26 protein-coding genes and 1 tRNA gene are annotated in these 23,627 nt (G+C 64.0%); 7 read left to right on the plus strand and 20 right to left on the minus strand.

Features of this window, described 5'->3' with window-relative positions; all coding sequences use genetic code 11:
• Nucleotides 1-99: 99 nt before the first annotated feature.
• Together F623_RS0112545 and F623_RS0112550 are read right to left on the minus strand one after the other, a co-directional pair.
• Nucleotides 100-915, minus strand: coding sequence for a protein-glutamate O-methyltransferase CheR (locus F623_RS0112545; RefSeq protein ID WP_018861683.1), 816 nt, complete (start codon nucleotides 913-915; stop codon nucleotides 100-102).
• Between the two features lie 273 nt (nucleotides 916-1,188).
• Nucleotides 1,189-2,118 (minus strand): chemotaxis protein, encoded by a 930-nt coding sequence (locus tag F623_RS0112550; protein ID WP_018861684.1) that lies wholly within the window; start codon nucleotides 2,116-2,118, stop codon nucleotides 1,189-1,191.
• 243 nt (nucleotides 2,119-2,361) lie between these two features.
• On the opposite strand from F623_RS0112550, the gene flgA reads away from it, so the two are divergent.
• The 4 genes from flgA (at nucleotide 2,362) to F623_RS0112570 (ending at nucleotide 4,888) form a co-directional block, all read left to right on the plus strand.
• On the plus strand, nucleotides 2,362-3,096 hold the full coding sequence (gene flgA, locus F623_RS0112555) for a flagellar basal body P-ring formation chaperone FlgA (RefSeq protein WP_038040670.1): 735 nt from the start codon (nucleotides 2,362-2,364) through the stop codon (nucleotides 3,094-3,096).
• A gap of 131 nt (nucleotides 3,097-3,227) precedes the next feature.
• Nucleotides 3,228-3,542 carry a flagellar biosynthesis anti-sigma factor FlgM gene (gene flgM, locus F623_RS0112560; RefSeq protein ID WP_026278689.1) on the plus strand — a complete coding sequence of 105 codons (315 nt, stop codon included), beginning with the start codon at nucleotides 3,228-3,230 and terminating at the stop codon, nucleotides 3,540-3,542.
• 25 nt (nucleotides 3,543-3,567) lie between these two features.
• Nucleotides 3,568-4,053, plus strand: a complete 486-nt coding sequence (locus tag F623_RS0112565; protein WP_018868534.1) for a flagella synthesis protein FlgN — start codon at nucleotides 3,568-3,570, stop codon at nucleotides 4,051-4,053.
• Between the two features lie 118 nt (nucleotides 4,054-4,171).
• Complete coding sequence (locus F623_RS0112570) at nucleotides 4,172-4,888, plus strand: flagellar brake protein (protein ID WP_018861688.1); 717 nt, start codon at nucleotides 4,172-4,174, stop codon at nucleotides 4,886-4,888.
• A gap of 97 nt (nucleotides 4,889-4,985) precedes the next feature.
• On the opposite strand, the gene F623_RS0112575 is transcribed toward F623_RS0112570, so the two are convergent.
• From F623_RS0112575 to F623_RS0112630, 12 genes are all read right to left on the minus strand, one after another.
• Nucleotides 4,986-5,062: transfer RNA gene (locus F623_RS0112575), tRNA-Pro, on the minus strand.
• Between the two features lie 57 nt (nucleotides 5,063-5,119).
• Nucleotides 5,120-5,476: a MerR family transcriptional regulator gene (locus tag F623_RS0112580; RefSeq protein WP_012982329.1), complete on the minus strand. Its 357-nt coding sequence runs from the start codon at nucleotides 5,474-5,476 to the stop codon at nucleotides 5,120-5,122.
• Nucleotides 5,460-5,759, minus strand: a complete 300-nt coding sequence (locus F623_RS0112585) for an integration host factor subunit alpha (protein ID WP_018861689.1) — start codon at nucleotides 5,757-5,759, stop codon at nucleotides 5,460-5,462. The genes F623_RS0112580 and F623_RS0112585 overlap by 17 nt, the downstream gene beginning before the upstream one ends.
• 4 nt (nucleotides 5,760-5,763) lie before the next feature.
• Nucleotides 5,764-8,124 (minus strand): phenylalanine--tRNA ligase subunit beta, encoded by a 2,361-nt coding sequence (gene pheT / locus F623_RS0112590; protein WP_018861690.1) that lies wholly within the window; start codon nucleotides 8,122-8,124, stop codon nucleotides 5,764-5,766.
• Nucleotides 8,124-9,152, minus strand: a complete 1,029-nt coding sequence (gene pheS, locus F623_RS0112595; protein ID WP_026278690.1) for a phenylalanine--tRNA ligase subunit alpha — start codon at nucleotides 9,150-9,152, stop codon at nucleotides 8,124-8,126. Before pheS ends, pheT begins: the two co-directional genes overlap by 1 nt.
• Before the next feature lie 141 nt (nucleotides 9,153-9,293).
• Nucleotides 9,294-9,653 (minus strand): 50S ribosomal protein L20, encoded by a 360-nt coding sequence (rplT, locus tag F623_RS0112600; protein WP_017925358.1) that lies wholly within the window; start codon nucleotides 9,651-9,653, stop codon nucleotides 9,294-9,296.
• 20 nt (nucleotides 9,654-9,673) lie between these two features.
• The gene (rpmI, locus tag F623_RS0112605) at nucleotides 9,674-9,871 is read right to left on the minus strand and encodes a 50S ribosomal protein L35 (protein ID WP_018861692.1); all 198 of its coding nucleotides are present in this window, start codon (nucleotides 9,869-9,871) and stop codon (nucleotides 9,674-9,676) included.
• A 102-nt stretch (nucleotides 9,872-9,973) separates the two neighbouring features.
• Complete coding sequence (gene infC, locus F623_RS0112610) at nucleotides 9,974-10,507, minus strand: translation initiation factor IF-3 (protein WP_081616579.1); 534 nt, start codon at nucleotides 10,505-10,507, stop codon at nucleotides 9,974-9,976.
• 5 nt (nucleotides 10,508-10,512) lie between these two features.
• Entirely contained in the window at nucleotides 10,513-12,429 is a 1,917-nt protein-coding gene (thrS, locus tag F623_RS0112615) for a threonine--tRNA ligase (protein WP_018861694.1), read from the minus strand.
• A gap of 150 nt (nucleotides 12,430-12,579) precedes the next feature.
• A complete protein-coding gene (locus F623_RS0112620; protein WP_018861695.1) occupies nucleotides 12,580-13,572 on the minus strand; it encodes an MBL fold metallo-hydrolase in 993 nt (330 codons plus the stop codon).
• A gap of 177 nt (nucleotides 13,573-13,749) precedes the next feature.
• Complete coding sequence (locus F623_RS0112625; RefSeq protein ID WP_026278693.1) at nucleotides 13,750-14,430, minus strand: TVP38/TMEM64 family protein; 681 nt, start codon at nucleotides 14,428-14,430, stop codon at nucleotides 13,750-13,752.
• Between the two features lie 39 nt (nucleotides 14,431-14,469).
• Nucleotides 14,470-16,617, minus strand: a complete 2,148-nt coding sequence (locus tag F623_RS0112630) for an FAD-dependent oxidoreductase (RefSeq protein ID WP_018861697.1) — start codon at nucleotides 16,615-16,617, stop codon at nucleotides 14,470-14,472.
• A gap of 74 nt (nucleotides 16,618-16,691) precedes the next feature.
• Between F623_RS0112630 and F623_RS0112635 the strand changes: the two genes are divergently transcribed.
• Nucleotides 16,692-17,699 (plus strand): serine/threonine protein kinase, encoded by a 1,008-nt coding sequence (locus tag F623_RS0112635; RefSeq protein ID WP_018861698.1) that lies wholly within the window; start codon nucleotides 16,692-16,694, stop codon nucleotides 17,697-17,699.
• Here F623_RS0112635 and F623_RS0112640 read toward each other — a convergent pair.
• From F623_RS0112640 to F623_RS0112655, 4 genes are all read right to left on the minus strand, one after another.
• Nucleotides 17,674-18,468: a DUF2063 domain-containing protein gene (locus F623_RS0112640; protein ID WP_018861699.1), complete on the minus strand. Its 795-nt coding sequence runs from the start codon at nucleotides 18,466-18,468 to the stop codon at nucleotides 17,674-17,676. The two genes, F623_RS0112635 and F623_RS0112640, sit on opposite strands and share 26 nt — an antisense overlap.
• Nucleotides 18,461-19,345, minus strand: a complete 885-nt coding sequence (locus tag F623_RS0112645) for a DUF692 domain-containing protein (RefSeq protein WP_018861700.1) — start codon at nucleotides 19,343-19,345, stop codon at nucleotides 18,461-18,463. Before F623_RS0112645 ends, F623_RS0112640 begins: the two co-directional genes overlap by 8 nt.
• Complete coding sequence (locus F623_RS0112650; protein WP_018861701.1) at nucleotides 19,335-19,631, minus strand: hypothetical protein; 297 nt, start codon at nucleotides 19,629-19,631, stop codon at nucleotides 19,335-19,337. The genes F623_RS0112645 and F623_RS0112650 overlap by 11 nt, the downstream gene beginning before the upstream one ends.
• A gap of 106 nt (nucleotides 19,632-19,737) precedes the next feature.
• Nucleotides 19,738-20,361 (minus strand): DoxX family protein, encoded by a 624-nt coding sequence (locus F623_RS0112655; protein WP_018861702.1) that lies wholly within the window; start codon nucleotides 20,359-20,361, stop codon nucleotides 19,738-19,740.
• 166 nt (nucleotides 20,362-20,527) lie between these two features.
• Between F623_RS0112655 and F623_RS0112660 the strand changes: the two genes are divergently transcribed.
• Entirely contained in the window at nucleotides 20,528-21,463 is a 936-nt protein-coding gene (locus F623_RS0112660; RefSeq protein ID WP_018861703.1) for an AraC family transcriptional regulator, read from the plus strand.
• A 20-nt stretch (nucleotides 21,464-21,483) separates the two neighbouring features.
• On the opposite strand, the gene F623_RS0112665 is transcribed toward F623_RS0112660, so the two are convergent.
• On the minus strand, nucleotides 21,484-22,035 hold the full coding sequence (locus F623_RS0112665) for a carboxymuconolactone decarboxylase family protein (protein WP_018861704.1): 552 nt from the start codon (nucleotides 22,033-22,035) through the stop codon (nucleotides 21,484-21,486).
• Between the two features lie 21 nt (nucleotides 22,036-22,056).
• Nucleotides 22,057-22,695, minus strand: a complete 639-nt coding sequence (locus tag F623_RS0112670) for a TetR/AcrR family transcriptional regulator (protein ID WP_018861705.1) — start codon at nucleotides 22,693-22,695, stop codon at nucleotides 22,057-22,059.
• A gap of 62 nt (nucleotides 22,696-22,757) precedes the next feature.
• Between F623_RS0112670 and F623_RS0112675 the strand changes: the two genes are divergently transcribed.
• On the plus strand, nucleotides 22,758-23,492 hold the full coding sequence (locus F623_RS0112675; protein ID WP_018861706.1) for a hypothetical protein: 735 nt from the start codon (nucleotides 22,758-22,760) through the stop codon (nucleotides 23,490-23,492).
• The last annotated feature ends 135 nt before the right edge of the window (nucleotides 23,493-23,627 follow it).

Below are 23,627 nucleotides of genomic sequence, written 5' to 3' on the forward strand. Positions count from 1 at the left end.
TTGTGCAGAATGACTGCACGGCAGTCACCGCGCCTTGTTCCCACGCAAAAGCGACTCGAGCGCGGACGCGCGATTAAATCAGCGTCTCCCTAGGGCGTGTCAGCCCTTCAGGCGAAGGACGGAGCCGTACTCGGTGCGAACGGTTTCGAAGGCCTGGGTATAAGGACCCGCGGTCTCGGAAGCGCCAAGAAACAGATAGCCACCCGGGTTCATCTGACGGGCGATTCCGTCAAGAACCTGTCGCTTGGTCTCGGCGGAGAAGTAGATCAGCACATTGCGACAGAACACGATGTCGAACTTGCCCAGAGCCGCATAACTGTCGATCAGGTTGAGTTTCTGGAAACGACAGCGGCGCTGGATCTCCGGGCGCACGCGATGGCCCTCCGCCACGGTCTCGAAGAAGCGCGCCCGCCGCGCCTCGCTCAGGCCACGCACAATGCTCAGGCCGTCGTAAACGGCCCGGCGGGCGTCGTCCAGGATCTTCTCCGAAAGGTCCGTACCCATGATGGATACCGGCACGACGCGCCTGGGCCGTGACTCCTCCCACTCGGATACCACCATGGAGATGCTGTAGGCCTCCTGTCCGCTGGAGCAACCGGACGACCAGACCTTGATCCCTGCACCCTTCTCCGCGCGCTCCGGGAGCAGGACATGACGCAGAATCTCGAAGGGGAACCCATCGCGAAACCAGGAAGTTTCATTCGTGGTCATCGCGTCGATCACACGCGTACGCAGACGCGGATTGGGCGCCTGACGCATCGCATGCAACAGCTCCGGGACACTCTTGTAACCGAACTCGTCCAGCAATCGTGAAAGGCGACTGGACACCAGGTACTGGCGGCTGTCGCCCAGCACCAGGCCACAGCATTCGGAAAGGAAACGCGAGAACTCCTCGTAGTCGCGCGAATCGATCACGAAGTCATCCCTGAAAGTCGACGATACGGGCAGACGGGCACGTTGATGACGAATCCTTGACAGCGTGTCGGAAAACCCGGCCGGGGAACAAGCGCGTCCCCGTGCCGCACGGGTGCAGTATACGTGCAACCACATGGACGCCGACAGCTTCCCGACGGGCGATGGATGCGGCGCGCCATGGCCGCTGATGCCCAGGTGCCCGGCAATCCGTTACCGCTCCCATGCCGCCGGGGTCGAATCGGTCGATTAACGCCAACCGCGCAGGCACCGGCTTCAATCCCTGCGGGTTTGGTCAAGCACGGCTTCGGCCAGTTCGTCGGGGTTGAACTTGGACAGAAACGCATCTGCCCCGGCGCGCTTGACCATATCCGTATTGAACTCGCCACTGAGCGATGAGTGGAGCAACACCCGCAGATCTTTCAACTGATCGTTCGCACGGATCCGGGCGGTGAGGGTATAGCCGTCCATCCGCGGCATCTCGATATCCGATATCACCATCTCGATCACTTCGTCGACGGTACCGGCCTGCGCCTGTTCCTCAAGGAAATCCAGCGCCTCGCGACCATCCTTGAACACCAGGTACTCCCAACCCAGCCCCTTGATCGCACCCTCGATCTGCTTGCGTGCAACCACCGAGTCATCCACGATCACGATCTTTCGCTGACCGTGCCGGGCCCGCTCCTCCTCGGCCTCCGCACGCACCTCGTCGGATACACGTGACGGCAACGGATTGACGATCGACAGCACCCGCTCGACGTCAATAATCTCGACCAGCTTGTTGTCGATCTCGGTGACGGCCACCAGGAAGGATTCACGTCCGGTCCCGCGTGGCGGCGATTTCACATCTTCCCAGTTCACGTTGACGATGCGGTCGACGGCCGACACCCAGAAGCCCTGGACCGATCGGTTGAATTCGGTCACGACCACCTTGTGGTCGTCCGTCTCGCCCACCGCGGTACGCAACCCCATCGCGCGCGCCAGATCGATGATGGGGACGGTCCCGCCTCGCAGGGTGGCCACACCGCGCACAACACTCAGGGATCCCGGGATCTGCCGCAGCGGCGGAGACGGGATGACCTCGCGCACCTTGAATACGTTGATCCCGAAGGTCTGCGAACTCCCCAGGTGAAACAGCAGCAGTTCCATGCGGTTCTGCCCCACCAGTTGAGTACGCTGATTCACGTCGTCAATGAATTGACTCATTGTCCTGTTCTCCCCCTCGCCCGGCGGCCGGCCACACCGACCCACCGGGCCCAGTGTGCACCGCCGGGACTGGCGCTGTCATGCCACAAACCGCCGCTACATGCCGATTGCATGCGTTCTTGCCTCCATAACGGCCGCCCGTCGCCACTCTTGAGAGGACAGACCCAACCCTCTGGCATGTTTTCTGCTTGCACAAGGACCAGAAGCCTCTTGAAGACCGACGAGCCGGTACGCACCCAGACCATGAATCAGCCCATACCTCAACCTTTCGTTCGCTCCCGGTGGCTCACGGCCGTAGTGGGTCTCATTCTGGCCGTGGTCTCCGTGACGGCACAGGCCGAGATCGAGGCAGTGGATAACATCCGTCTGGCGGCGGAGCGTTTTATCCAGGAGGAGCTCAACATTACACCGGGCGACGAAGCGGTAGAGATTCAGATCGGGCGGCTGGACAACCGCCTGCGCCTGGCCCGATGCAGCCAGGCACTGGAGACCCGGTTCCCGCCCGGAGGACGGCGCGATGGCAATACGGCGGTCCAGGTTCAGTGCGAGGCCCCGGTGAGCTGGTCGATCTTCGTCCCGGTCACGGTCGAGCGCTATGCGGAGGTCCTGGTCGCCAGCCGCACCCTGCGGCGCCAGCACACGATCCTTCCAGGGGATCTGCGCACCAAGCGAATTCAGACTTCGCGCCATGCAGGAAGCTATTTCGAGAACAAGAATGAGCTGGTGGGGCTGCAAACACGGCGCAATATTCGACCGGGCCAGATCCTGGGCCAGCAGCACGTCACCCAACGCGAGGTGGTCAGCCGCGGCCAACGTGTCACGATTCTGGCCGAAAATGGCTCGGTGGTGATCCGCATGCAGGGCGAGGCACTGGAAAATGGCATCCTGGGCGATCGCGTCCGGGTCAAAAACACCTCTTCCGGGCGCGTCGTGGAAGGCGAGGTACTGGAGTCCGGACATGTACGCGTCGCGCTGTAGAATGGCGAGATGACCCACAACCATCCACAAACTGTGAAGCGACTCGAATATTCACGGCTCAAGGGACTACAGTTTCAGCTGATGCTGCCGCTAACCCCTGCAGTAGAATTGCAAAAACAGGAAATCGAATGATGGATATCAAAGGCCCGAACTCACCCGGCCTGCGCCCGGATGGCAATACCTCGAGCGTAAAGGGCCGCGAAGAGACGTCCCGGCCCGATGCAGGTGCCAAAGGCAATGCCTCGGCACCCGTACGTCAGGATGACTCCGTTACCCTGACCGGTGCGGCGCAGGCGATGAACGCCGCCTCCGAGGCTGCCAACAACGCCCCGTTCGACGAGGCGCGTGTCGCCGAACTGCGCGAAGCGATCTCCAATGGCCAGTACCCGGTGGACAACGAGCAGTTGGCCGATCGCATGATCGAGCTGGAAAGCCTGTTGCGCTAAGAGCCACTGACAGAGAACCCCGACGATGTCGCCCGAACAACGCCACGCTTTCCTCCGCTCGCTGGAGGCCTCGATTCGCCTGAGCCATCAGCTGGAAGAGATCCTGCTGCAGGAGACCCGGGCCGTGGAATCGCGGGCAGCTGACAACCTGCACGACGTCGTCGCCCAGAAACAGACACTCCTGCAGGACCTGGAGACCGAGAGTCGCCGACAACGCGAGACACTCGAGACCGCTGGCGAAACCTACACGCCCGAGGGCATCGCACGACTGTTCAACCGCCTAGAGGGCGGCGCCGAGCTGGAGGATCACTGGCAGGCCCTGCGCCGCTCGGTGGAGCGCTGCAACACCCTCAACCAGGGAAATGCCCGCCTGATCGATCGTGACCGTCGCCGCGTGGAGCTTTCGATTCAGATCCTGCGCGGCGAGGAGCCTGGCCCGGCCCCCACCTACGACCCCTACGGCCGCACACAGTCCGGCAGCCGGACTGGTCGGCGCATCACTCGCGCATGACCCGCGCGCGCTCTGCGCGACACTCTTTCACCCTTCTCCGACCCGCACGCGGGGCTAGTATTCCGGGCCGCCGGACAGTACCGTGCGGCTTGGCCCAATAACGACAACTACGCCACGCATGGACGAGACCGACTATACCGTCGACCGGCCGGAGCGGATCGCCGGCATCCTCAAGGATCTGGACCACAAGCTCACCCTCGTCAATGTCCGGCTCGATGACGATGGTCCGCTGTACAACTCCGCGTTGGTCCGCCTCGATTCCGAAACACGCGAACTCTTCCTCGACGAACTCACCCCCATCGAAGCCAATCGTCATGTAAAGGAAGGCACCCGCATCCGGGTGTTCGCCAGTCTGCGCGGCGTTGCCGTGCGTTTTTCGGCCGTCGTCTCGCGCACCGAACGCGAGGACGCTGGAGCCCTGTACGTCTGCCCCTACCCGGAAACACTGCAATACCTCCAGCGTCGCGAGACCTTTCGCGTGCACATCCCCATCAGTCAGCGCCCGGGCGTGGAATTGCAGTACGGCGACTGGGACGAACCCGGGATCGGCGATCTGGCCGACCTCTCGGTCCAGGGAATGTGCGTGGAGGTACCGCAGGAATGGGTAGACGACCTCGAGATCGGAAGCCCAATGCGTTTCGAGAACCTGCTCTTGCCGGATGTCAGTGAGCGCCTGGGCGGCGATCTCCGACTGGCCAACCGCCGCCGCAGCCCACGCGATGGCTACGTGTATGCCGGGTTCCAGATAACCGGGATGAACCAGTGGCTGGAGCGCCAGATCAACATCGCCCTGCTCTACTACCAGCGCGAGGCACGACGACGTTCGATGGAGTGACCGCTCAACCCACGCGGATATACCCCGGACACGAAAAAAGGCCGCTTGAAGCGGCCTTTTTAATTCACTTGAAACACTTTCTACAAGTGATTGATATTGGTCGGGACGGCAGGATTTGAACCTGCGACCCTCTGCACCCCATGCAGATGCGCTACCAGACTGCGCTACGCCCCGAAGCCGCGAATCATATCCGATTCCCCGCCCTCACGAAAGAACCCGGTCCGCGGGGAATCAGGCCCGTAGCACGCGTAGAACCGATTCCAGTTCCGAGATTGTGTCCTGGATGATCTGGCGCGCCTGCTGGCGATCGCCCTTGGCCTCGTCGCCCGAGAGCTTCTGCCGGGCGCCGTTGATCGTATAGCCCTCTTCGTACAGCAGGGCCCGGATCTGGCGGATCAGGATCACGTCCTGGCGCTGGTAGTAGCGCCGATTGCCCCGCCGCTTGACCGGTTCGAGCATCGGAAACTCCTGCTCCCAGTAGCGCAGCACATGGGGCTTTACCTGGCACAGTTCGGCGACTTCGCCAATGGTGAAGTACCGCTTGCCCGGGATCGCGGGCAGTTCCTGGTGGTTACTCGCCTCCAGCATAGCTTTCGACCCTCTCGCGCAGCTTCTGCCCCGGACGGAAGGTGACCACGCGACGTGCAGAGACCGGGATTTCCTCGCCGGTCTTCGGATTGCGACCGGGCCGCTGGTTCTTGTCGCGGAGGATGAAATTACCGAAGCCCGAGAGCTTCACGCCCTCGCCCTCCTCCAGCGACTGGCGCATCTCTTCGAAGAACATCTCGACGAATTCCTTGGCCTCACGCTTGTTCAGGCCCAGTTCTTCGTTCAGCGCGGCGGCAAGGTCCGCCTTCGTCACTGCTGCCATGGAATCACTGCCTCAGGGTTGCCTGGAAGCGAGCGTGCAGATGCTCGACGACCTTGTCGGTGACGTTTGTTACGTCCTGTTCGCCTAGGGTGCGATCAAAAGCCCGCAAAATCAAGCCCAAAGCAAGACTCTTCTCGTCTGGATTCAAGCCCTTGCCCTGGTAGACATCAAACATGCGCACGCCCTGCACCAATTCCAGGTTCAGTTCCCTGATTGCATTCAGCACATCCCCTGCGGGGACCGCCTCCTTTACAACCAGCGCCAGATCACGACGGATCGAGGGGTACGGCGACAACGGCGTGAACTGGGCGACCGGGGCGTGCAGGATCGCTCGGGCATCCAGGTCGAACAGGTAAACGGGTTCTACATCGAACTGCTTGCAGAGCGCGGGGTGCAGGCGCCCGACCCAGCCAATGGGGCGGTCACCCGCCAGAATCCGCGCGGACTGCCCGTCGTGGAGCGCAGGATGTTTCTCCGCGCGAAACCCCAGCGGCGCATCCACGGAGGCACAAAGTGCCTCGACCACACCCTTGGCATCAAAGAAATCGACGCGGCGCGATGCGGCGTCCCAGTGCTCCGGATGCGCTCGCCCACCCAGCAGGCCCGCGAGACGCGGCTCCTGGCGCAGGCCGGAGGCATCCGGCACAAAGCGCAGGCCATGTTCGAACAACCGCAGGTCCGGCTGCTGGCGCGCCTGATTATGGGCCGCCGTGGCAACCAGGCCGGGCCACAGGCCGGGGCGCATCACCGCCAGGTCGCTGGAGATCGGGTTGGCCAGGCCCAGGGGCTCCACCGTGGGATAAAAGGCCCGCGAGGCCTCGGCATCGATAAAACTGAAGCTGATGACCTCGTGAAAGCCCTCGCTCGCCAGTTGCTCGCGCAGCCCGCGCAGGGCTGGGGGTCGCTCGGCTGGCGCCACCGGGGACGGCAGGCGCTGAGGCAGGCGGTCATAGCCATGCACCCGGGCCAGTTCCTCGATCAAGTCTTCCTCGCGCTCCAGATCGAAGCGCGCGCGCGGGGCCCAAACCTGCCACCCGTCCTCCGCAGACTCCACCCGGCAAGCCAGCGCGCCCAGGATACGCTCGACTTCAGCATCCCCGAACGTCGTACCGAGGAGCCTCTCGATGCGCGGCCGGCGCAGCTGGATCGGCTGTTCGAAATGAGACGACGGCGGCTCGCCGACCCGCTCCACCGGCCCGCACTGCCCGCCACAGATCTCCAGCAGCAAACGCGTGGCGCGCTCCATGGCCTGCTCGACCAGCGTCGGGTCCACGCCGCGTTCAAAGCGATGCGAGGCATCGGTATGCAGGCCATGAGCCCGCGCCCGCCCGGCCAGTGCCAGCGGGGCAAAGTGGGCACACTCGAGTACCACCCGAGTCGTGTCGTCACCTACCGCGCTGTCGGCGCCCCCCATGATCCCGGCCAGCGCCACCGGAGCGGTCGCCGAGGCGATCACCAGGTCCTGCTCGGCCAGTTCGACGGTCTGATCCCCGCCCAGCAGGGTCAGCGACTCGCCGGAACGCGCCCAGCGCACCTCGATGGTGCCCCCAAGACGGCCCGCATCGAAGGCATGCAGGGGCTGCCCGAGTTCCAGCATCACGTAGTTGGTGACATCCACGATCGCGCTGAGCGGCCGCACACCGGCCCGGCGCAGGCGCTCGGTCATCCATAGCGGCGTGGGCGCACGCGCATCCAGGCCGTCGAGCACCCGCGCCGCGTACAGCGGGCAGGCCTCGGTATCCTCGACCCGGACCGCAACACTGACGTCCAGCTCTGCCCCGGTCTGTTCGGCCACGTTCTCGTTCAGCGGCCGGTCGAGAAGCGCCGAACACTCGCGGGCAATCCCCCGCATCCCGAGACAGTCGGCCCGGTTCGGCGTCAGATCCACTTCCAGGATGTGGTCATCCAGGCCCAGCGCCGTGCGCAGGTCGGCGCCGATCTCGAGGTCCGTGGGGAGTGCGAGCAGGCCTTCGGCATCCTCCGCAAGCCCCAGTTCACGCGCCGAGCACAGCATGCCCGCGGAGGCGACACCGCGCAGCTTGGACTTCTTGATCCTGAAGTTGTCGGGCAGCACCGCGCCGACCACCGCGACCGGCGCTACCATGCCTTCATGCACATTGGGTGCGCCGCAGACGATGGTCAGCGGTTCGGCCTCTCCCGCCTCGACCTGGCAGATACGCAGGCGATCAGCATCCGGGTGCGGCTCCACCTTCGCCACCCGGCCTACGCGCACACCACTGAACGCGGGTGCCGCCACCTCGATCGCGTCCAGCTCCAATCCCGCCATGGTCAGGCGATGGCCCAGCTCCTCGGGGGTCTCGTCGATCTGCAGCCAGTCCCGCAGCCACTGAATACTGATGCGCATTAGCCGGTCCGTCCGAATTGGCGAATGAATCGGATGTCGTTGTCGAAGAACAGGCGCAGGTCATTCACGCCATGGCGCAGCATCGCCATCCGCTCGACCCCGAGGCCGAAGGCAAAGCCGGTGTACTGTTCCGGGTCGATGTCGACATGGCCCAGCACGTTCGGGTGCACCATGCCGCAGCCCATCACCTCCAGCCAGCCGGTATGACTGCACACCCGGCAGCCATCACCGCCGCAGTGAACACACTGGATATCGACTTCGGCCGAGGGCTCGGTGAACGGGAAGTACGACGGACGAAAGCGCGTGGCCAAGTCGTCGCGGCCAAAGAAGCTCTGCAGGAACGCGCTCAGCACGCCGCGCAGATCCGCAAAGGTGATGTCCTCGTCCACACAGAGCCCTTCCACCTGGTGAAACATCGGGCTGTGCGTCAGATCCGAGTCGCAGCGATAGACCCGCCCCGGCGCGATCACGCGCAGCGGCGGCTTCTGTTGCTCCATGGTCCGAATCTGCACCGGCGAGGTATGGGTGCGCAGGACGCGGTGGGCGTCGAAGTAGAACGTGTCGTGCATCGCCCGCGCCGGGTGATGTTCGGGGATGTTCAGCGCCTCGAAGTTGTGGAAGTCGTCCTCGACTTCGGGCCCCTCGGCCACACGGAACCCGAGCCCGGCGAAGAACGCCTCGATGCGCTCCAGCGTATGGGTGATCGGGTGCAGCGAGCCCTCGGGCAGGCGGCGCCCCGGCAGGGTCACGTCCACCTGCTCGCTGGCCAGCTGCTCGGCCAGGGCGCTGTCGGCCAGGGCCTGCTTGCGGGCCTCGATCAGGCCGGCGACCTCGGTCTTGGCCTCGTTGACCTTCTGGCCGGCGGCCGGGCGTTCCTCCGCCGGCAGCTTGCCGAGCTCCTTCAGCTGGGCGGTAATCGAGCCCTTCTTGCCCAGGTACTGCACCCGGACATCATCCAGCGCCTTCAGGTCAGTGGCCGCCTCGATGCGGTCGCGGGCCTCGGCGACGAGCTGTTGCAGTTGCTCCACGTGCATTCCCCGAAAGTGATGGACGACGGTTGCCCGCCGTCCCGGTGTTCCCTGTTCCCGAAACAAAAAAGGGAGGGCGTCGACCCTCCCCTTTCCGGGACCCGCCAGGCAGTGCCGGGCGGGTAATCCTGCAGGACCTCGTCAGGCCGGCAGTGCAGCCTTGGCCTTTTCCGCGATCTTGCCGAAGGCGGTCAGGTCGTGCACGGCCAGATCGGCCAGGCTCTTGCGGTCGATCTCGATCTCGGCCTTCTTCAGACCCGCCATCAGGCGGCTGTAGGAGAGATCGAACTGACGGGCCGCCGCATTGATGCGGACGATCCACAGCGACCGGAACTGGCGCTTTTTCTGGCGACGGTCACGGTAGGCATACTGGCCGGCCTTGATGACGGCCTGGTTGGCAACGCGGAAGACGTTCTTCCGGGCGCCGTAGTAGCCCTTGGCCTGCTTGAGGACCTTCTTGTGACGGGCGTGAGCGGTTACACCGCGCTTGACTCGTGGCATGTCTTTCTTCCTCGGTCAGATCAACGGTACGGCAGCATTTTGCGCACGGCGGCGACATCCGCCTCGTGCACCATGGCCGGACTGCGCAGGTGACGCTTACGCTTGGTGGATTTCTTGGTCAGGATGTGGCTGCGGTGCGACTGGAACCGCTTGTACTTCCCGGACCCCGTACGGGTGAAGCGCTTGGCCGCACCCCGATTGGTCTTGATCTTCGGCATTGCTTTCTCCGGCATTTTGGGCCGTACCCGATTCGGGCCGGCCGTTTATGGGAGGACCGGCAGGTATGCGGAGACCTGCGCGATCCTTGTTGTCTGACCGGCCTACTTCTTCTTGCCGGTCAGCACCATGATCATCTGGCGTCCTTCCATCTTCGGCCGCTGTTCGACGACCGCGATATCGGACATGTCCTGCTCGATCTTGTCCAGCAACTCGCCACCCAGTTCCTGATGGCGCATTTCACGGCCGCGGAAGCGGATGGTCACCTTGCCCTTGTCGCCGGCCTCGATGAAGCGGCGCAGGTTGCGAAGCTTGACCTTGTAGTCGCCCTCGTCCGTGCCGGGACGAAACTTCACTTCCTTGATCTGAATCTGTTTCTGCTTCTTCTTGGCTTCCTGCGCCTTCTTCGCCTGCTCGAATTTGTACTTGCCGTAATCCATGATCCGGCATACGGGTGGATCGGCGTTTGGCGAGATCTCGACCAGGTCGAGTCCGGATTCCTGGGCCAGCTCCAGGGCCTCGGGGGTACCGAAAATGCCCCGGTTTTCGCCTTCGGCATCGATCAACCGAATCTTGGGTACGTTGATCTGATCGTTCAGGCGGACGGTCTTGGCTGCGCTAATAGCCTTTTCTCCAATTCAAGTCAGTGTTGCCGGTTCGCGACTTCTTCCCGAAGCCGCGTGGCGAAGTCCTCCAGGCCCATCGAGCCGAGATCTTCGCCGCTGCGCGTACGGACCGCGACCTGGCCGTTTTCCATTTCGCGGTCGCCCAGCACCAGCAGGTACGGCACTCGCTTGAGCGTGTGCTCGCGAATCTTAAAGCCGATCTTCTCGTTTCTCAAGTCCGCCTCGACGCGGAAACCCTTGTCGCGCAGCGCTTTCGTCACTTCTTCAGCGTAGGCATCCTGGCGCTCGGTGATGGTCAGCACCTCGGCCTGCACCGGGGCCAGCCAGGTCGGGAAGTGCCCGGCGTAGTGTTCGATCAGCACACCGAAGAAGCGCTCCACCGACCCCAGCAGCGCGCGATGGATCATGATCGGACGCCGGCGCTCGTTGTCCTCGGCGACATACTCCATGTCGAAGCGCTCGGGCAGGTTGAAGTCCAGCTGTACCGTGGAGCACTGCCATTCGCGGCCGATCGCGTCGTGGATCTTGATATCGATCTTCGGCCCATAGAACGCACCGCCGCCCTCGTCCACCGAATACTCCAGCCCCTTCTTCTCGATCGCCGAGCGCAGCGACGCGGTCGCGTGCTCCCAGATCTCGTCGGAGCCGACGGCATCTTCGGGCTTGGTCGAGAGATTTACGTCAAACTTCTCGAAACCGAAGTTCTGCAGGACCTCCAGCGTCAGATCGATCACCGCCATCACTTCGGCCTCGATCTGGTCCTCGCGGCAGAAGATATGGGCGTCATCCTGGGTGAAGCCACGCACGCGCATCAGCCCGTGCAGCGCGCCGGACATCTCGCGGCGGTAGACCGTGCCCATCTCCGCCCAGCGCAGCGGCAGGTCGCGGTAGGAATGCAGCCTGTCCTTGTACATCAGCACGTGGAACGGGCAGTTCATCGGCTTGAGCTGGAAGGCCTGGTGCTCGTCCTCCATCGGCTCGTACATGGACTCGGCGTAGAAGTCCGCATGGCCGGAGGTCTTCCACAGCTCCAGGTTCGCGATGTGCGGCGACACGACGAAGTCGTAACCCGCCTTCTCGTGCATGTCGTACCAGTACTTCTCGATCTCGCGGCGGATGCGCGCGCCCTTCGGGTGCCAGAACACCAGGCCGCCACCTGCCTCGTCCTGGATCGAGAACAGATCCAGCTCCTGACCGATCTTGCGGTGGTCCCGGCGCTCGGCCTCCTTCAACCGTTCCAGGTATTCCTTCAGCTGGTCCTTGTTCGGCCAGGCGGTGCCGTAGATGCGCTGCAACATCTCGTTGTCGGAGTCGCCGCGCCAGTAGGCACCGGCCACCTTGGTCAGCTTGAAGGCCTTCAGCTTGCCGGTAGACGGGATATGCGGGCCGCGGCAGAGATCGACAAAGTCGCCCTGCTTGTACAGCGAGATGTTCTCGCCCTGCGGGATGGACGCGATGATCTCGGCCTTGTACTCCTCGCCCATGTCACGGAAGTATTTCACCGCCTCGTCGCGGTCCATCAGCGAGCGCTCCACCGGCAGATCCTGCTTGGCCAGCTCCTTCATGCGCTTCTCGATCTTCTCCAGATCCTCCGGCGTGAAGCCGCGGTCATAGGCAAAGTCGTAGTAGAAGCCGTTCTCGATGGTCGGGCCGATGGTGACCTGGGCGTCGGGAAAGAGCTGCTTGACCGCCTGCGCCATCAGGTGCGCGGTCGAATGCCGGATGATCTCCACCCCCTCCGGGTCGCGGTCGGTCACGATCGCGACTTCCGCGTCATCGTCGATCTCGTGGCGGGCATCGACCAGATGGCCGTTCACCTTGCCGGCCAGGGTCGCCTTGGCGAGGCCCGGGCCAATGTCCTGCGCCACATCCAGCACGGTGACCGGATGATCGAACTCGCGGCGGCTGCCGTCGGGGAGGGTTACTGCGGGCATTACGAGGCTCCTTCGCCGACCCATACGCGGGGTCGAGCGTCGCGTGTAAAAGATTGGTGTTGCCGGAAGCGACAACGGCGCGAAGCGTACCACACGCCCCGCGCCGTCGGCAGGTTTCCCGGCCGGCTGCCGGGACTCCCGGGGGATGGCTTACATGTTTTCCTCGATGAACAGGTAGGTCCGGTTCACGTTGGGGCGGTGCCAGTCGTCGTAGTGGCGCAGATGCCGGAACTCTTCCAGGTCCGCCAGCCGCCCCACCACTTCGTCCAGCGACTCCCAGTCCTCGATCCCGGCCTTCACCTCGCGCACCAGAAGCTCCAGGTAGTCACCGGTATCCTGACGCGCCTCGGCCATATCGGTGGCCCGCCCGTGGCCCGGCACCACGATCTCCGGATCGATGGACTCCAGATGCCGGAAGGCCTCCAGCTTTTCCACCGGATTGCTCCAGGGATGGATGCCCAGCATGCGCTCGGTGTAGACGATATCGCCGGTGAACACGATATCCTCGCCCGGCAGGTGGACCATAATATCGCCCGGGAAGTGGGCGTCCCCGGCATAAATCAGCTCGAAGTCCACGCCGCCGACCGTCAGGGTGTGTTCGTCCGCGTCAATCGGATTCGGGGCCGGGACGGGTTCGGTCCCTTCCATGGCTTCTTCTCCCACGGCATTTCCCAGAGACTCGATCTGCCCCTCACCGCGTTCGGCCTGCGTGGCCGCGGTGCGCTGCAGCGCGACCAGTTCCGCGCCCTGCTCGTGGAAGTAGCCATTGCCCAGCCAGCGGTGATCCTGAGAACCCACCGAGATCACATGCGTGATCGGCTGATCCGTGACCTCCGCGATGGCCTTGGCCATTCGTTCGGCGACCTTGTAGCTCGGCCCCGAGTCGATCAGCACAACACCGTCGTCGGTCACGACAAAGCCCGTGTTGTTGGTAAACCCGAGATTCTCCGGCGTGCGGTTCTCCAGCGAGCCGTAGAAATACCAGACGCGATCCGTCAGCTGGATCGGCTCCAGCACCTTCTCGATGGGGCGGTCGCGCGGCTCGTCGTTCTCTTCCTCGGCCTGCGCAATCAGGGCCAGACCCATCAGCACAACGGCCAGGAGCGGCCAGACGGTCCAGCGCCTCTTCAATTGCCTGTCCATTCAACAATCCTCAATTAGCAGCTATCGACTCGCCGATTGGAGAGCCTGCGAATGGGTCGCGCGTACTCCGGCCTTCGAACATCCGCTCCGACCCTTATTGGTTATTTTGGTTATTTTGGTTATTTTGGTTATTGACCGAGTATATCCGCCTTCGCGAATATTTAGACAGAGTTCGCATCAATCCCCTGCCCCCCCGGGTCCCGCGGAGCTACGGAGCGCCCGCAAGATCCAGCGGGCCACCAGCGGGAACAGACCCACCGCAACCAGTGAGGCAATCAGGCCAGGCGAGAAAATCCCTTCGGGCCCGTCCAGACGACTGATCTGTGTACCGGCATTGGCAAAGACGATCGTGGCCGGGAGCATTCCCAGTTGCGACACCCAGTAATACGTCCACGTCCGGATGCGCATCAGCCCCATGCCCGCGTTGATCACAAAGAAGGGGAAGGCCGGGGTCAGGCGCAGCGCGAACAGGTAATAGGCCCCTTCGCGCTCGAAACCACGATTGATGGGTTCCAGCCGATCTGCGAATCGGCGCTGCAGGGGCTCGCGGGCGATGGTGCGCGCCAGAAGGAATGTCAGCGTCGCACCCAGCGTGGAGGCAAAGGACGACAGGACACTGCCCCAGAACACGCCGAAGATGGCCCCGCCCGCCAGTGTCATGATCACGATACCGGGCAACGACAGCGCCGCCACGACCACATACACGAAAAAGAAAACGGCCGCCGCCAACAGCGGTTGAGCCGCGCGCTGATCCTCCAGATCCCCCTGGGCATCCTGCAGGCGTTCGAATTCCAGGAAACGGCCGAGGTCGAGCGCGAAAAACACGATCAAGACAACGACCGCGAGGATCGCCACGATCCAGTACGCCCGCGTCAAACCCGCTCCTCCATCCCGAGCTCAGCCCCCGCGCCGCCAGGCATGCCAGCGTTCCAGCCAGTCCAGCAAGCGCCGTGGCGCATGCTGGCGTCGCCAGACCCCCGCCACCGCCTTGTTCGCTTCCATCCAGGTCGGATAGACATGGATCGTACCCAGCAGCTTGTTCAGACCCAGCCCGTGCTTCATCGCAAGCACGAACTCCGCAATCATCTCCCCGGCGTGCGCCCCGCAGATGGTGACCCCCAGGATCCGGTCCTTCCCGGGGACCGTCAGTACCTTGATCTGCCCCCGCGCCTCTCCGTCGACTATCGCCCGATCAAAGTCATCCAGCGCGAAGGTCGTGACCTCGTAGCCAATGCCCTGTTCCTTCGCCTGCTGTTCATTGAGCCCCACCCGGGCGATCTCCGGACTCGTGAAGGTGCACCAGGGCATGATCGAGTGATCCACGCGGAAACGGCGAATGCCCCCGAACAGCGCATTCACAGTGGCAAACCAGGCGGTATGCGAGGCCGCATGGGTGAACTGGTAGGGCCCCGCCGCGTCGCCGCAGGCCAGTATATGCGGGAAGCGCGTCTGCAGGGCCTCGTTGACCTCGATGGTACGCCCGGACGGAATGCCCAGGCGCTCCAGGCCAAGACCCTCGACATTGGCCTCGCGGCCCGCCGCGATCAGCAGGGTATCGCACATGAACGCCTCGTCCCCCGAATCCCCTGTCACGCTCACACGGATGCCATCGCTGTCCTCAGAAACGTCCGTCACCTCAGCGCCCAGTACCAGCTGCACGCCTTCCACGCGCATCTGTTCGGCCAGGGCATCGCCAAACTCCTGATCCTCGCGCGGCAACAGCCGCGATGCGCGACCGATCAGTGCGACGGATGCGCCCAGCCGATGGAACGTCTGTGCGAGTTCACAGCCAATCGGGCCACCACCCAATACCACCATCCGTCGCGGGCATTCGCGCAGGGACCAGATCGTGTCCGAGGTGTGGTAGTCGACCGCATCCAGACCCGGGATGGGCGGGATGGCGGGTCGTCCACCGGTGGCCAGCACGATGGCCCGCGTGCTCAGTTCGCGCCGCGACCCTTCGGGCTCGGTAATCGCCACGGTCCAAGGGGATACCAGTTCGGCATGACCTTCGATCACCTCCACGCCCAGCGATTCGTAGCGCTCGCGCGAATCATGCGGCGCGATGTCCCGAATCACACTCTGGACGCGCTCCATCGCCTGGCCGAAATCGAATTCGGCCGAGGCATGGGCAATACCGTATTCCGGGGCGCGTCGGATCTCGTCCAGTAGACGGGCGGTCCGGATCAGACTCTTGGACGGCACGCAGCCGGTATTCAGGCAGTCCCCGCCCATGGTGCCGGATTCGACCAGCGTGACCCGAGCCCGTAGCGTCGCCGCAATGTACGCGGAGACGAGCCCGGCCGAACCGGCCCCGATCACCACCAGGTTGCGATCGAAGCGCCGGGGCCGACGCCAGCCCCGGCGCGCATGCCGCGCCCGCATCCACGCTACCACCCGCCGCGCAACCAGCGGGAACAGACCCAGCGCGACGAACGAGGCGATCAGCACCGGCGACAGTACGTCCCCTGGCCCCTCCAGCAGACCCAGCTGGGTGCCCGCATTCACGTAGACCACCGTTCCCGGCAACATCCCCACCTGCGATACCCAGTAGAAGGTCCATGCACGGATCGGCATCAACGCCATGGCGATGTTGATCAGGAAAAACGGGAACGCCGGCACCAGGCGAAGGGCAAACAGGTAAAAGGCACCCTCGCGCCGGAAACCATCGTTTATGCGCCGCAGGCGGTCGCCATAACGGCGCTGAATCGGCTCCTTCGCGATCAGCCGGGCGATCAGGAACGCCAGCGTGGCGCCGATCGTGGAGGCGAACGAGACCAGCAGCGTGCCCCACAGCAGGCCGAACATGAGCCCGCCGGCCAGAGTCATGATCGCCGCGCCCGGCAACGACAATGCCGTGACCGCGACGTAAATCAGGAAAAACGCGGCACTCGCGAGAACGGGACGGGCATCCCGCCAGGCCTCGAGATCCTCGCGCGCCGCGAGCAAACGTTCGAACTCGAAATACTGATCCAGCCCGAGGCCGAAAAACAGGCCGACCGCAACGATCACAAGCCCGAGCAGAATCCAGCGTGTTCGATTCATCCGGCGTTCCCTCGAGGCTGGTGGCGCATACCGCCGATCCGGCACCAATCCTGCTGCGTGCGTAGACTGGCGCCATGAACGACCAGCCCCATCCGTACGACGCGCTCAAACCCACCGTTATTCTCGATGCGGTGGAAACCACCGGCCTGCGCTGCGATGGCCGCCTGCTCGCGCTGAACAGCTACGAAAACCGGGTGTACCAGATTGGCATCGAGGATGCGGCGCCGGTCATTGCGAAGTTCTACCGACCCGGGCGCTGGAGCGACCAGGCGATCCTCGAGGAACATGCGTTCAGCCAGGAACTGGTCGCGCGGGAGGTTCCCGTGGCCGCACCACAGGTCGGAGGCGACGGGGCGACCCTGCACCATCATCAGGGCTTCCGCTTCGCGGTATACCCCCGTTGCGGCGGGCGCACGCCGGATCTGGAACAGTCTGATACGCTGCAGCGCATCGGGCGCTTCATTGCGCGCATTCACGAAGTGGGCCGCAGCACGGCGTTCCATGAGCGCCTCACGCTGGATCCAGGGACACTGGGGGAACAGGCCCGGCAGGATGTCCTCGCCTCCGGCCACTTACCCCCCGAACTGCAATCGGTCTACCGCGATCTCAGCACGGACGTGATTCAGCGCATGCAGCGAAACACCGATGCTGTAGGGCCCGTCCCCCAGCTTCGCCTCCATGGCGACACCCACCCGGGCAACATCCTGTGGACCGACGACGGCCCCCACTTCGTCGACCTCGACGACGCCTGCAACGGACCCGCAATGCAGGATCTTTGGATGTTCCTTTCCGGAGAACCGCCAGAGATGGCGGCACAGTTGCGCGACCTGCTGGAGGGCTACGAGACGTTCATGCGCTTTGACCGCCGCGAACTGGGCCTGATCAGCACCCTGCGCACGCTGCGTATCCTGCGCCACGCTGCCTGGCTGGCCCGGCGGGCGGACGACCCCGCGTTCATCGACGGTTTTCCGGTGTTCTACACCCCGCGCTACTGGGAGGAACACATCCTGACCCTTCGCGAACAAGCCGCCGCCCTGGATGAACCGGCCCTGACGCTCACCCACACGGAGATGCCGTACTAGGGAAACACTGATCAAGTGGTCTAGCCCCTGCGATCGCCCCCAGGTCCCGATAGTGTTCCAGCAGTTGCCGCCCGCTCTCCAGCAACTCGGGACCGGGCTCGAGGCCAAAATCCTCCGCTACCCGGCGAAGCTGCTGGTTACCCGCTGCCGGCTCCTCGCAGACCCGCCACAACAGCCGTGCTCCCAGCGGATTCAGCTCGGCAAAGCGTACGCGCTCGTCCTCGCCACGATAGGCCAGCAGATAGGTGGGCACATCACCCGGCTGCTGGGGGCAGTGGTCCGGCCCAATCCGATGCACCGGAAACTCGTAAGCCAGCAGGCGCGCGGCGGACGAAAACACAGGAACCCCAGTCAGCAGATCGCCCTGCGGATCCACGTCGCCGGAGGGCTGCGCATCGCTGTAGACGAGCTCCGTTTCGACCCGTTCGTAGTGCGCCAGCTCTGCCAGAAACGGCCAGTCGCCCGGCTGCGGCCCACGTTCTTCCGACAGGTACTGGACGAATTCCTCCGCCAGCCGCGGGAAATACGGCGTATGACAGCCATGGTCGCGATAGAAATCGCGCACCAGCGCTGCCCATGCCTCCTCCCCGAGGATCCGCCGGATCACCGGGAACCCGCGCCCGAGCAGATTGCGGACGTTATTGATGAACAGGCGCCGGTAGATCGCCAGTCGGCGGTCCTCGATACCCTCCGGAGGCGGGTGGCGCTCCGGGTCGCGCAGGTACCGGGCGAGGCGCTCCTGCAGCTCCTGGAAAACGGGTTCAGCCATGGGCCTGCAGGGATGCGCGCTTCCCGGCCGCGTTGACCTGAAGTGCGCGGATGCGGTCCGTTTCCTCCAGCAAGACCTCCAGCGCCGGGAAATTGAAATCCCGCTCCAGCAGGGTCGGCACCGGGCCAATCCGTTCGTAGGTCGCCTTCAGCAGGCCCCATACATCTCCGCAGACCGGTTGACCGTGCGTGTCCACGCGCAGGTCCGGCGCCTCTTCCTCGTGGCCGGCAATGTGGATGTAGCGCACGCGCTCCAGCGGCAGGCCGTCGAGGAACCCGACCGGGTCATAGCCGTGATTGATACTGTTCACGTAGATGTTATTCACATCCAGCAGAAGATCGCAGTCGGCTTCGTCCAGCACCGCCCGGAGGAACTCCAGCTCGCTCATCCGGGCCCCGACCGGGGTGTAGTAGGAAACATTCTCCAGTGCCATGCGCCGGCCGATCGTCTCCTGTACCTGAAGCACGCGACGGGCCACATGCCGCACGGCTTCTTCGGTAAACGGGATCGGCATCAGGTCGTAGAGGTGGCCCTTTTCGTCCCCGCAGGCCGAGAGGTGTTCGGTGTAGTCCTCGATGTCATGCGTATCGAGGAATCGGCGCAGATCGGCCAGAAACTCCGTGTCCAGGGGTCGTGGCCCGCCGATGTCCAGGGAAAGCCCGTGACAGACGAACGGGTGCGCCTCGGTATATTCACGGAAGGTGCGGCCCAGCCGCCCGCCAAGGTGCATCCAGTTCTCCGGCGCAGCCTCGAAAAACCCGAGCCGCTCCAGCGACTCGGGTGTCTCGGCCAGCGGCTCCAGCAGTGCCCGCCGCAGGCCGAGCCCGGCACCGCGCACGCGGGCCGGGCGTATGGGCTGGATGGCTTCAGCCGCCACAAGTCCCCTCGCCACAGGAGCCTTCCGAGTCCTTTTCTTCTCCTTCACCGTTGGATCCACAGGCCCCCTCGGAGTCCTTGTCCCGGTCATCTCCTTCGCCATTGGCGCCGCAGGTGGCTTCCCCGCAACTGCCCTGGGCCAGCATGTGAGGGGCTGAAGAGCCCTGCTGATAGCCGTGGTTCAGATCCACCGCGGCAAAAGCCGGGCTGGAACCCATGGCCAGGCCGATCGCGGCGGTCCCCACCGCGCCGGCCAGGGTCTTTTTCGAGAACAGTTCTTGTTTCATGATGCAACTCCTTCGTCGCTTAACGTTAGGGGCAAAATGCCCGTCTTGCCAATGATTGCTGTTTTGCACAGCGCCATTGGGGGTCCCCTGTCCTCCACCCTCCTGGCTATCCCCTGTCCATCATCCTCCTGCGGATGTAGAAATCGATGCTCAGGTAGCGCCCGGCACCCCAGAAGAAGATCACCAGCAGCATGATGAAGTATGTCGCGGCCATCTCGATCCCGCTGTTCACGATCGCAAAGCCCCCGTGCTCGGTCAGCCAGTCCCAATTGCCGTGCTCCCGCAGGATGGAACGCGCGCGACTCAGGCGTTCCTGGGCGGCTTCCACCCCCGAGCAATTGAACAGGCACATCATCGGATCGGAGATGCGCTGCCATCCGTTCTCCAGATGGGCCGTAACCGCAGCGACGATCATCGTGATTATCAGCGGGATGGAGAACCAGCGCGCCGCAATGCCCAGCAGCAGGGCGATCGCACCCAGGACCTCGGCGTAGGCGGCCAGCAGCACCATCAGGTACGGAAACGGCATGCCCAGCCCCCAGTCCGGGTTACCAAACCACATCACCACGCTTTCCTTCGGCAGGAAGCCGTCGAGCTTGTTGGTGCCGGCCATCCAGAACACCGGCGCCAGATACAGGCGAATCAGCAGCGGCGCCAGAAAGTCCGCGCCGCGCGTCATGTCCAGCCACCGCTGGAATCTTGTGCCTGCCAGCACCAGCGCTCCACTCATCGCCTAGTCCTCGATTCTTCCGTTGAACTGACTTGAAGCCTAGCGAGCCCTTCGGAAAATTGTGAGAACCGTCGCGCCGCCATTTATGTCCGATCGTCCAGGGGAGGACGAAAGGCCTTCGCGACGCCGTAAAGTGGCGCAGAAACATCAAAGGAGTGGATCACTCATGGACATGAGCCGGATCATGCCGCGCGAGGACACGCTGTCGTCCGTCCTCTCGGCCTACAACCTGCGCGCACGGATCGACACCAACCCCCGTCTATGTGGTCAGTGGCAGCTCAGCACCACCGGTTCCGGGCATGCGAGCTTTCACCTGATCACCGAAGGGGGCTGCTACCTGCACATGGAGGACTGCGAGCCGCTGTGGCTGGATGCGGGCGACATGCTGCTCCTCCCACACGACGACTGGCATCTGCTGGCCAGCGAGCCGTCATTCGAGGACCGGGACAATCACCTCAATCTGCTGGACCCTTCCGAGGCCGAGCCCGGTTCGACACAGCTGTTATGCGGTCACTTTGAATTCGATTCCGGGCGTCGGAATCCGATCCTGGCGGCCCTGCCCGACCGCGTGATCGTGCGCCACGCCGAGAGCGGCGAGCGTCTGGCGCGCCTGGCCGATCTGATGCGGCTGGAACTGTCGGAGCAGTCCGCCGGCTATCGGCCGGTACTCGACCGGCTGGCCGATACCCTGTTCGTGATGACGGTGCGCCACTACGTCTGCCAGTACCAGGAGCATCCCGAACAGTGTCTGATCGCGGCCCTCGCGGACGACCGTATCCGCCGTGCCCTCGATGCGCTGCACGCACGCCCCGAGGAGAACTGGACGGTCGAGGGCCTGGCGCAGGAGGCCGCCATGTCGCGAACCAGTTTCGCCGCGCGTTTCAGCGAGCTGGTCGGACAGGCCCCCATCGACTACCTGACCCAGTGGCGCATGGTCCTGGCCGAACGGCTGCTGCGCGACCCGAGGGCATCCGTGGCCACCGTGATGGAACAAGTCGGTTATGGCTCCGAGCCGGCCTTTCGCAAGGCCTTCAAGCGCGTTCACGGGTACGGACCCGGGCGTATCCGGCGACTGTTCTCGCGCCTGACTCGCGCGCACTGAAACACCGCGGTACCGGGTGTTCAGCGACCCGCAGGCGCCTCCCAGTGCTCGTCCTGCATCACGTCATCCAGCGGCGTGGAGGCCAGGTGGTTGGTGTAGTTCGAGAGGGTCTTCAGCGCGACTGCGAGGATCACATCCAGGACCGCCGCCTCCTCGAATCCCGCCCGGCGAAACGCCTCGAGTTCGTCATTGGGGACCGCACCGCGATGCTTGAGTACTGCCACCACGAATTGGCGCAGGGCCTCGAGCCGCTGATCGGGCACGGGTTGATCCTCACGCAGCGCGTCGACGACCGCATCGGGCAGGCCCGCCATCCGTCCCGTCATGGAGTGCGCGGCCATGCAGTAATGGCATTCGTGGAACCGACTGATCGTGAGTAGCGCAACGCTCTGTTCCTCAGGAGACAGGCTGCTCTGGCTCAACCGCTCGGTCAGGTCCAGGTAGGCCGAGGCCGCCGCCGGGCTGCTGGCCATCACGCGAATCAGATTGGGCACCAGGCCGAGCACCTTCCCGGATCGCTCGAAGGCCTCCGGCGCGCTGTCGGTCGTTCTCAGAGGGAATTCCATCGTCATCTACCTCCAGGTAACCACGGATCAGTGGTTCCCTCGCTCTTCGTCGCGGACCGGTCTGACCGGCAGCAGGGTTTCCAGTGCCGGCAACAGATGCAGGACCGTATCCGCGTCCTGCCGCGCCTTGGCCATCAGGAGCACACCTTCTACCTGCGCCAGCCATTGTTCCGACAGACGGGCACTATCCGACGCCTGCGGGAGTTCACCCCTTTGCACGGCGGTCTCGATCGCTCGCTGGAAATGGCCACGCAGGGCCTCCAGGTGAGCGGCCACGGCCATTCGAACCGCCGAATTCCAATTCGCCAGTTCCAGGGCCAGGTTCCCGAACGGGCAACCGGGGAGCTCCCCGACCTCCGCCTGGGCGCGGATCTCGAACTGATGCAGGCGATCAACGAACCGCCCAAGGCGACCGCGCAGAGGCAACTCACATTCCAGTGACGGACGGAGTACCTCGCGCTCGAGTTCGCGATAAAGCGTCTCGAGCATCTCCAGCACCAGGGCATCCTTGCTGGCAAAGAAGTGATAAAGACTCCCCTTCTTCACGCCGGCGTGCGCACAGATCTCGGCCACGCCGACGGCGCCGTAGCTGCGGCCAAGGACCAGCGACCGTGCGGCGGCAATCAGGGCGTCGCGTGTCCGAGTTCGGATGAGTGTAGGGGCCATGCATTGAATGGTAGTTGACCGGTCGGTAAGTTGGAAAGTATCGAATACCCAGCGAGGCCACGATGTCCATCACGGTTCCGTCCACTACGGCCGCCAACGCGCAGCCGGTCACGATTCCAGTGCGCTACGAGGACAGCTGGCAGGATGGCTTCGGCGCGCGCGGCTGGAAGCTGGACATCGCCGGACTGGGCGCCGACGTGATTGCCGCAACTCCCTATTGCGGGGATCGCATTCCGACTTCGGTGTTTGTCCATGACATCGTTGACCATCTCCTGTGCGGCTTCAGTCTGTCCGGTTATGTCGACGAGGCTGCGGCCCTGATCCAGCTCTCCCTGCGAACCCACTCCGACCCCGTCCCGGACTATCAGCAGATGGTCGACGAAGATCTGATCCCGGGGCTTAGCCAGCACGATGACTGGATCGAGCTACTGCCGGCCTCGCTCAACCCCTCCCCCGAGGACGCCGGGGACCCTGGCCTCCTCCTGAAAGAGCTTCGCGAAAAGCTGGGTGACGGGGCCCTGCGCGCCCTGCTTACGGCCGGGTTCGTCCGCGAAGGCTGGAAACGAGCGGAAGATGCACGGGACCACTGGGAGGGGCTTGGCCTGCGTTATCCGGACCGCGGCGCGACCGCACTGGCACTGCAGGCGCTATTCGAGTGGATGGATACCACGGTGCGCGAACAACAGTGGATGCACGCGACTGGACAATTTCTGATTCATCGCGAACACGTGACCTTCCGATTTTCTCGGCCTGAGGGCGCGGGGCATCAGTCGGTCAAGGTCGCTACCAGTCATTGAACCCGGCCCACAAGACGCAGATCCGCGCCTAGGGAGACGCTGATTTAATCACACGTCCGCGCTCGAGTCGCTTTTGCGTGCGAACAAGGCGCGGTGACCGCCGTGCAGTCATTCTGCACAAGGGAACCGCAACGC

This window comes from Thioalkalivibrio sp. ALD1 (assembly GCF_000381245.1).
In the GTDB taxonomy this organism is placed as follows: domain Bacteria; phylum Pseudomonadota; class Gammaproteobacteria; order Ectothiorhodospirales; family Ectothiorhodospiraceae; genus Thioalkalivibrio.

Bases quoted from the DNA above. Each gene is read 5' to 3' on its own strand.
- F623_RS0112550 (WP_018861684.1), bottom strand. From the start codon at position 2,118: ATGAGTCAATTCATTGACGACGTGAATCAGCGTACTCAACTGGTGGGG.
- flgA (WP_038040670.1), top strand. From the start codon at position 2,362: ATGAATCAGCCCATACCTCAACCTTTCGTTCGCTCCCGGTGGCTCACG.
- flgM (WP_026278689.1), top strand. From the start codon at position 3,228: ATGGATATCAAAGGCCCGAACTCACCCGGCCTGCGCCCGGATGGCAAT.
- F623_RS0112565 (WP_018868534.1), top strand. From the start codon at position 3,568: ATGTCGCCCGAACAACGCCACGCTTTCCTCCGCTCGCTGGAGGCCTCG.
- F623_RS0112570 (WP_018861688.1), top strand. From the start codon at position 4,172: ATGGACGAGACCGACTATACCGTCGACCGGCCGGAGCGGATCGCCGGC.
- F623_RS0112580 (WP_012982329.1), bottom strand. From the start codon at position 5,476: ATGCTGGAGGCGAGTAACCACCAGGAACTGCCCGCGATCCCGGGCAAG.
- F623_RS0112585 (WP_018861689.1), bottom strand. From the start codon at position 5,759: ATGGCAGCAGTGACGAAGGCGGACCTTGCCGCCGCGCTGAACGAAGAA.
- pheT (WP_018861690.1), bottom strand. From the start codon at position 8,124: ATGCGCATCAGTATTCAGTGGCTGCGGGACTGGCTGCAGATCGACGAG.
- rplT (WP_017925358.1), bottom strand. From the start codon at position 9,653: ATGCCACGAGTCAAGCGCGGTGTAACCGCTCACGCCCGTCACAAGAAG.
- rpmI (WP_018861692.1), bottom strand. From the start codon at position 9,871: ATGCCGAAGATCAAGACCAATCGGGGTGCGGCCAAGCGCTTCACCCGT.
- thrS (WP_018861694.1), bottom strand. From the start codon at position 12,429: ATGCCCGCAGTAACCCTCCCCGACGGCAGCCGCCGCGAGTTCGATCAT.
- F623_RS0112620 (WP_018861695.1), bottom strand. From the start codon at position 13,572: ATGGACAGGCAATTGAAGAGGCGCTGGACCGTCTGGCCGCTCCTGGCC.
- F623_RS0112630 (WP_018861697.1), bottom strand. From the start codon at position 16,617: ATGAATCGAACACGCTGGATTCTGCTCGGGCTTGTGATCGTTGCGGTC.
- F623_RS0112635 (WP_018861698.1), top strand. From the start codon at position 16,692: ATGAACGACCAGCCCCATCCGTACGACGCGCTCAAACCCACCGTTATT.
- F623_RS0112640 (WP_018861699.1), bottom strand. From the start codon at position 18,468: ATGGCTGAACCCGTTTTCCAGGAGCTGCAGGAGCGCCTCGCCCGGTAC.
- F623_RS0112650 (WP_018861701.1), bottom strand. From the start codon at position 19,631: ATGAAACAAGAACTGTTCTCGAAAAAGACCCTGGCCGGCGCGGTGGGG.
- F623_RS0112655 (WP_018861702.1), bottom strand. From the start codon at position 20,361: ATGAGTGGAGCGCTGGTGCTGGCAGGCACAAGATTCCAGCGGTGGCTG.
- F623_RS0112660 (WP_018861703.1), top strand. From the start codon at position 20,528: ATGGACATGAGCCGGATCATGCCGCGCGAGGACACGCTGTCGTCCGTC.
- F623_RS0112665 (WP_018861704.1), bottom strand. From the start codon at position 22,035: ATGACGATGGAATTCCCTCTGAGAACGACCGACAGCGCGCCGGAGGCC.
- F623_RS0112670 (WP_018861705.1), bottom strand. From the start codon at position 22,695: ATGGCCCCTACACTCATCCGAACTCGGACACGCGACGCCCTGATTGCC.
- F623_RS0112675 (WP_018861706.1), top strand. From the start codon at position 22,758: ATGTCCATCACGGTTCCGTCCACTACGGCCGCCAACGCGCAGCCGGTC.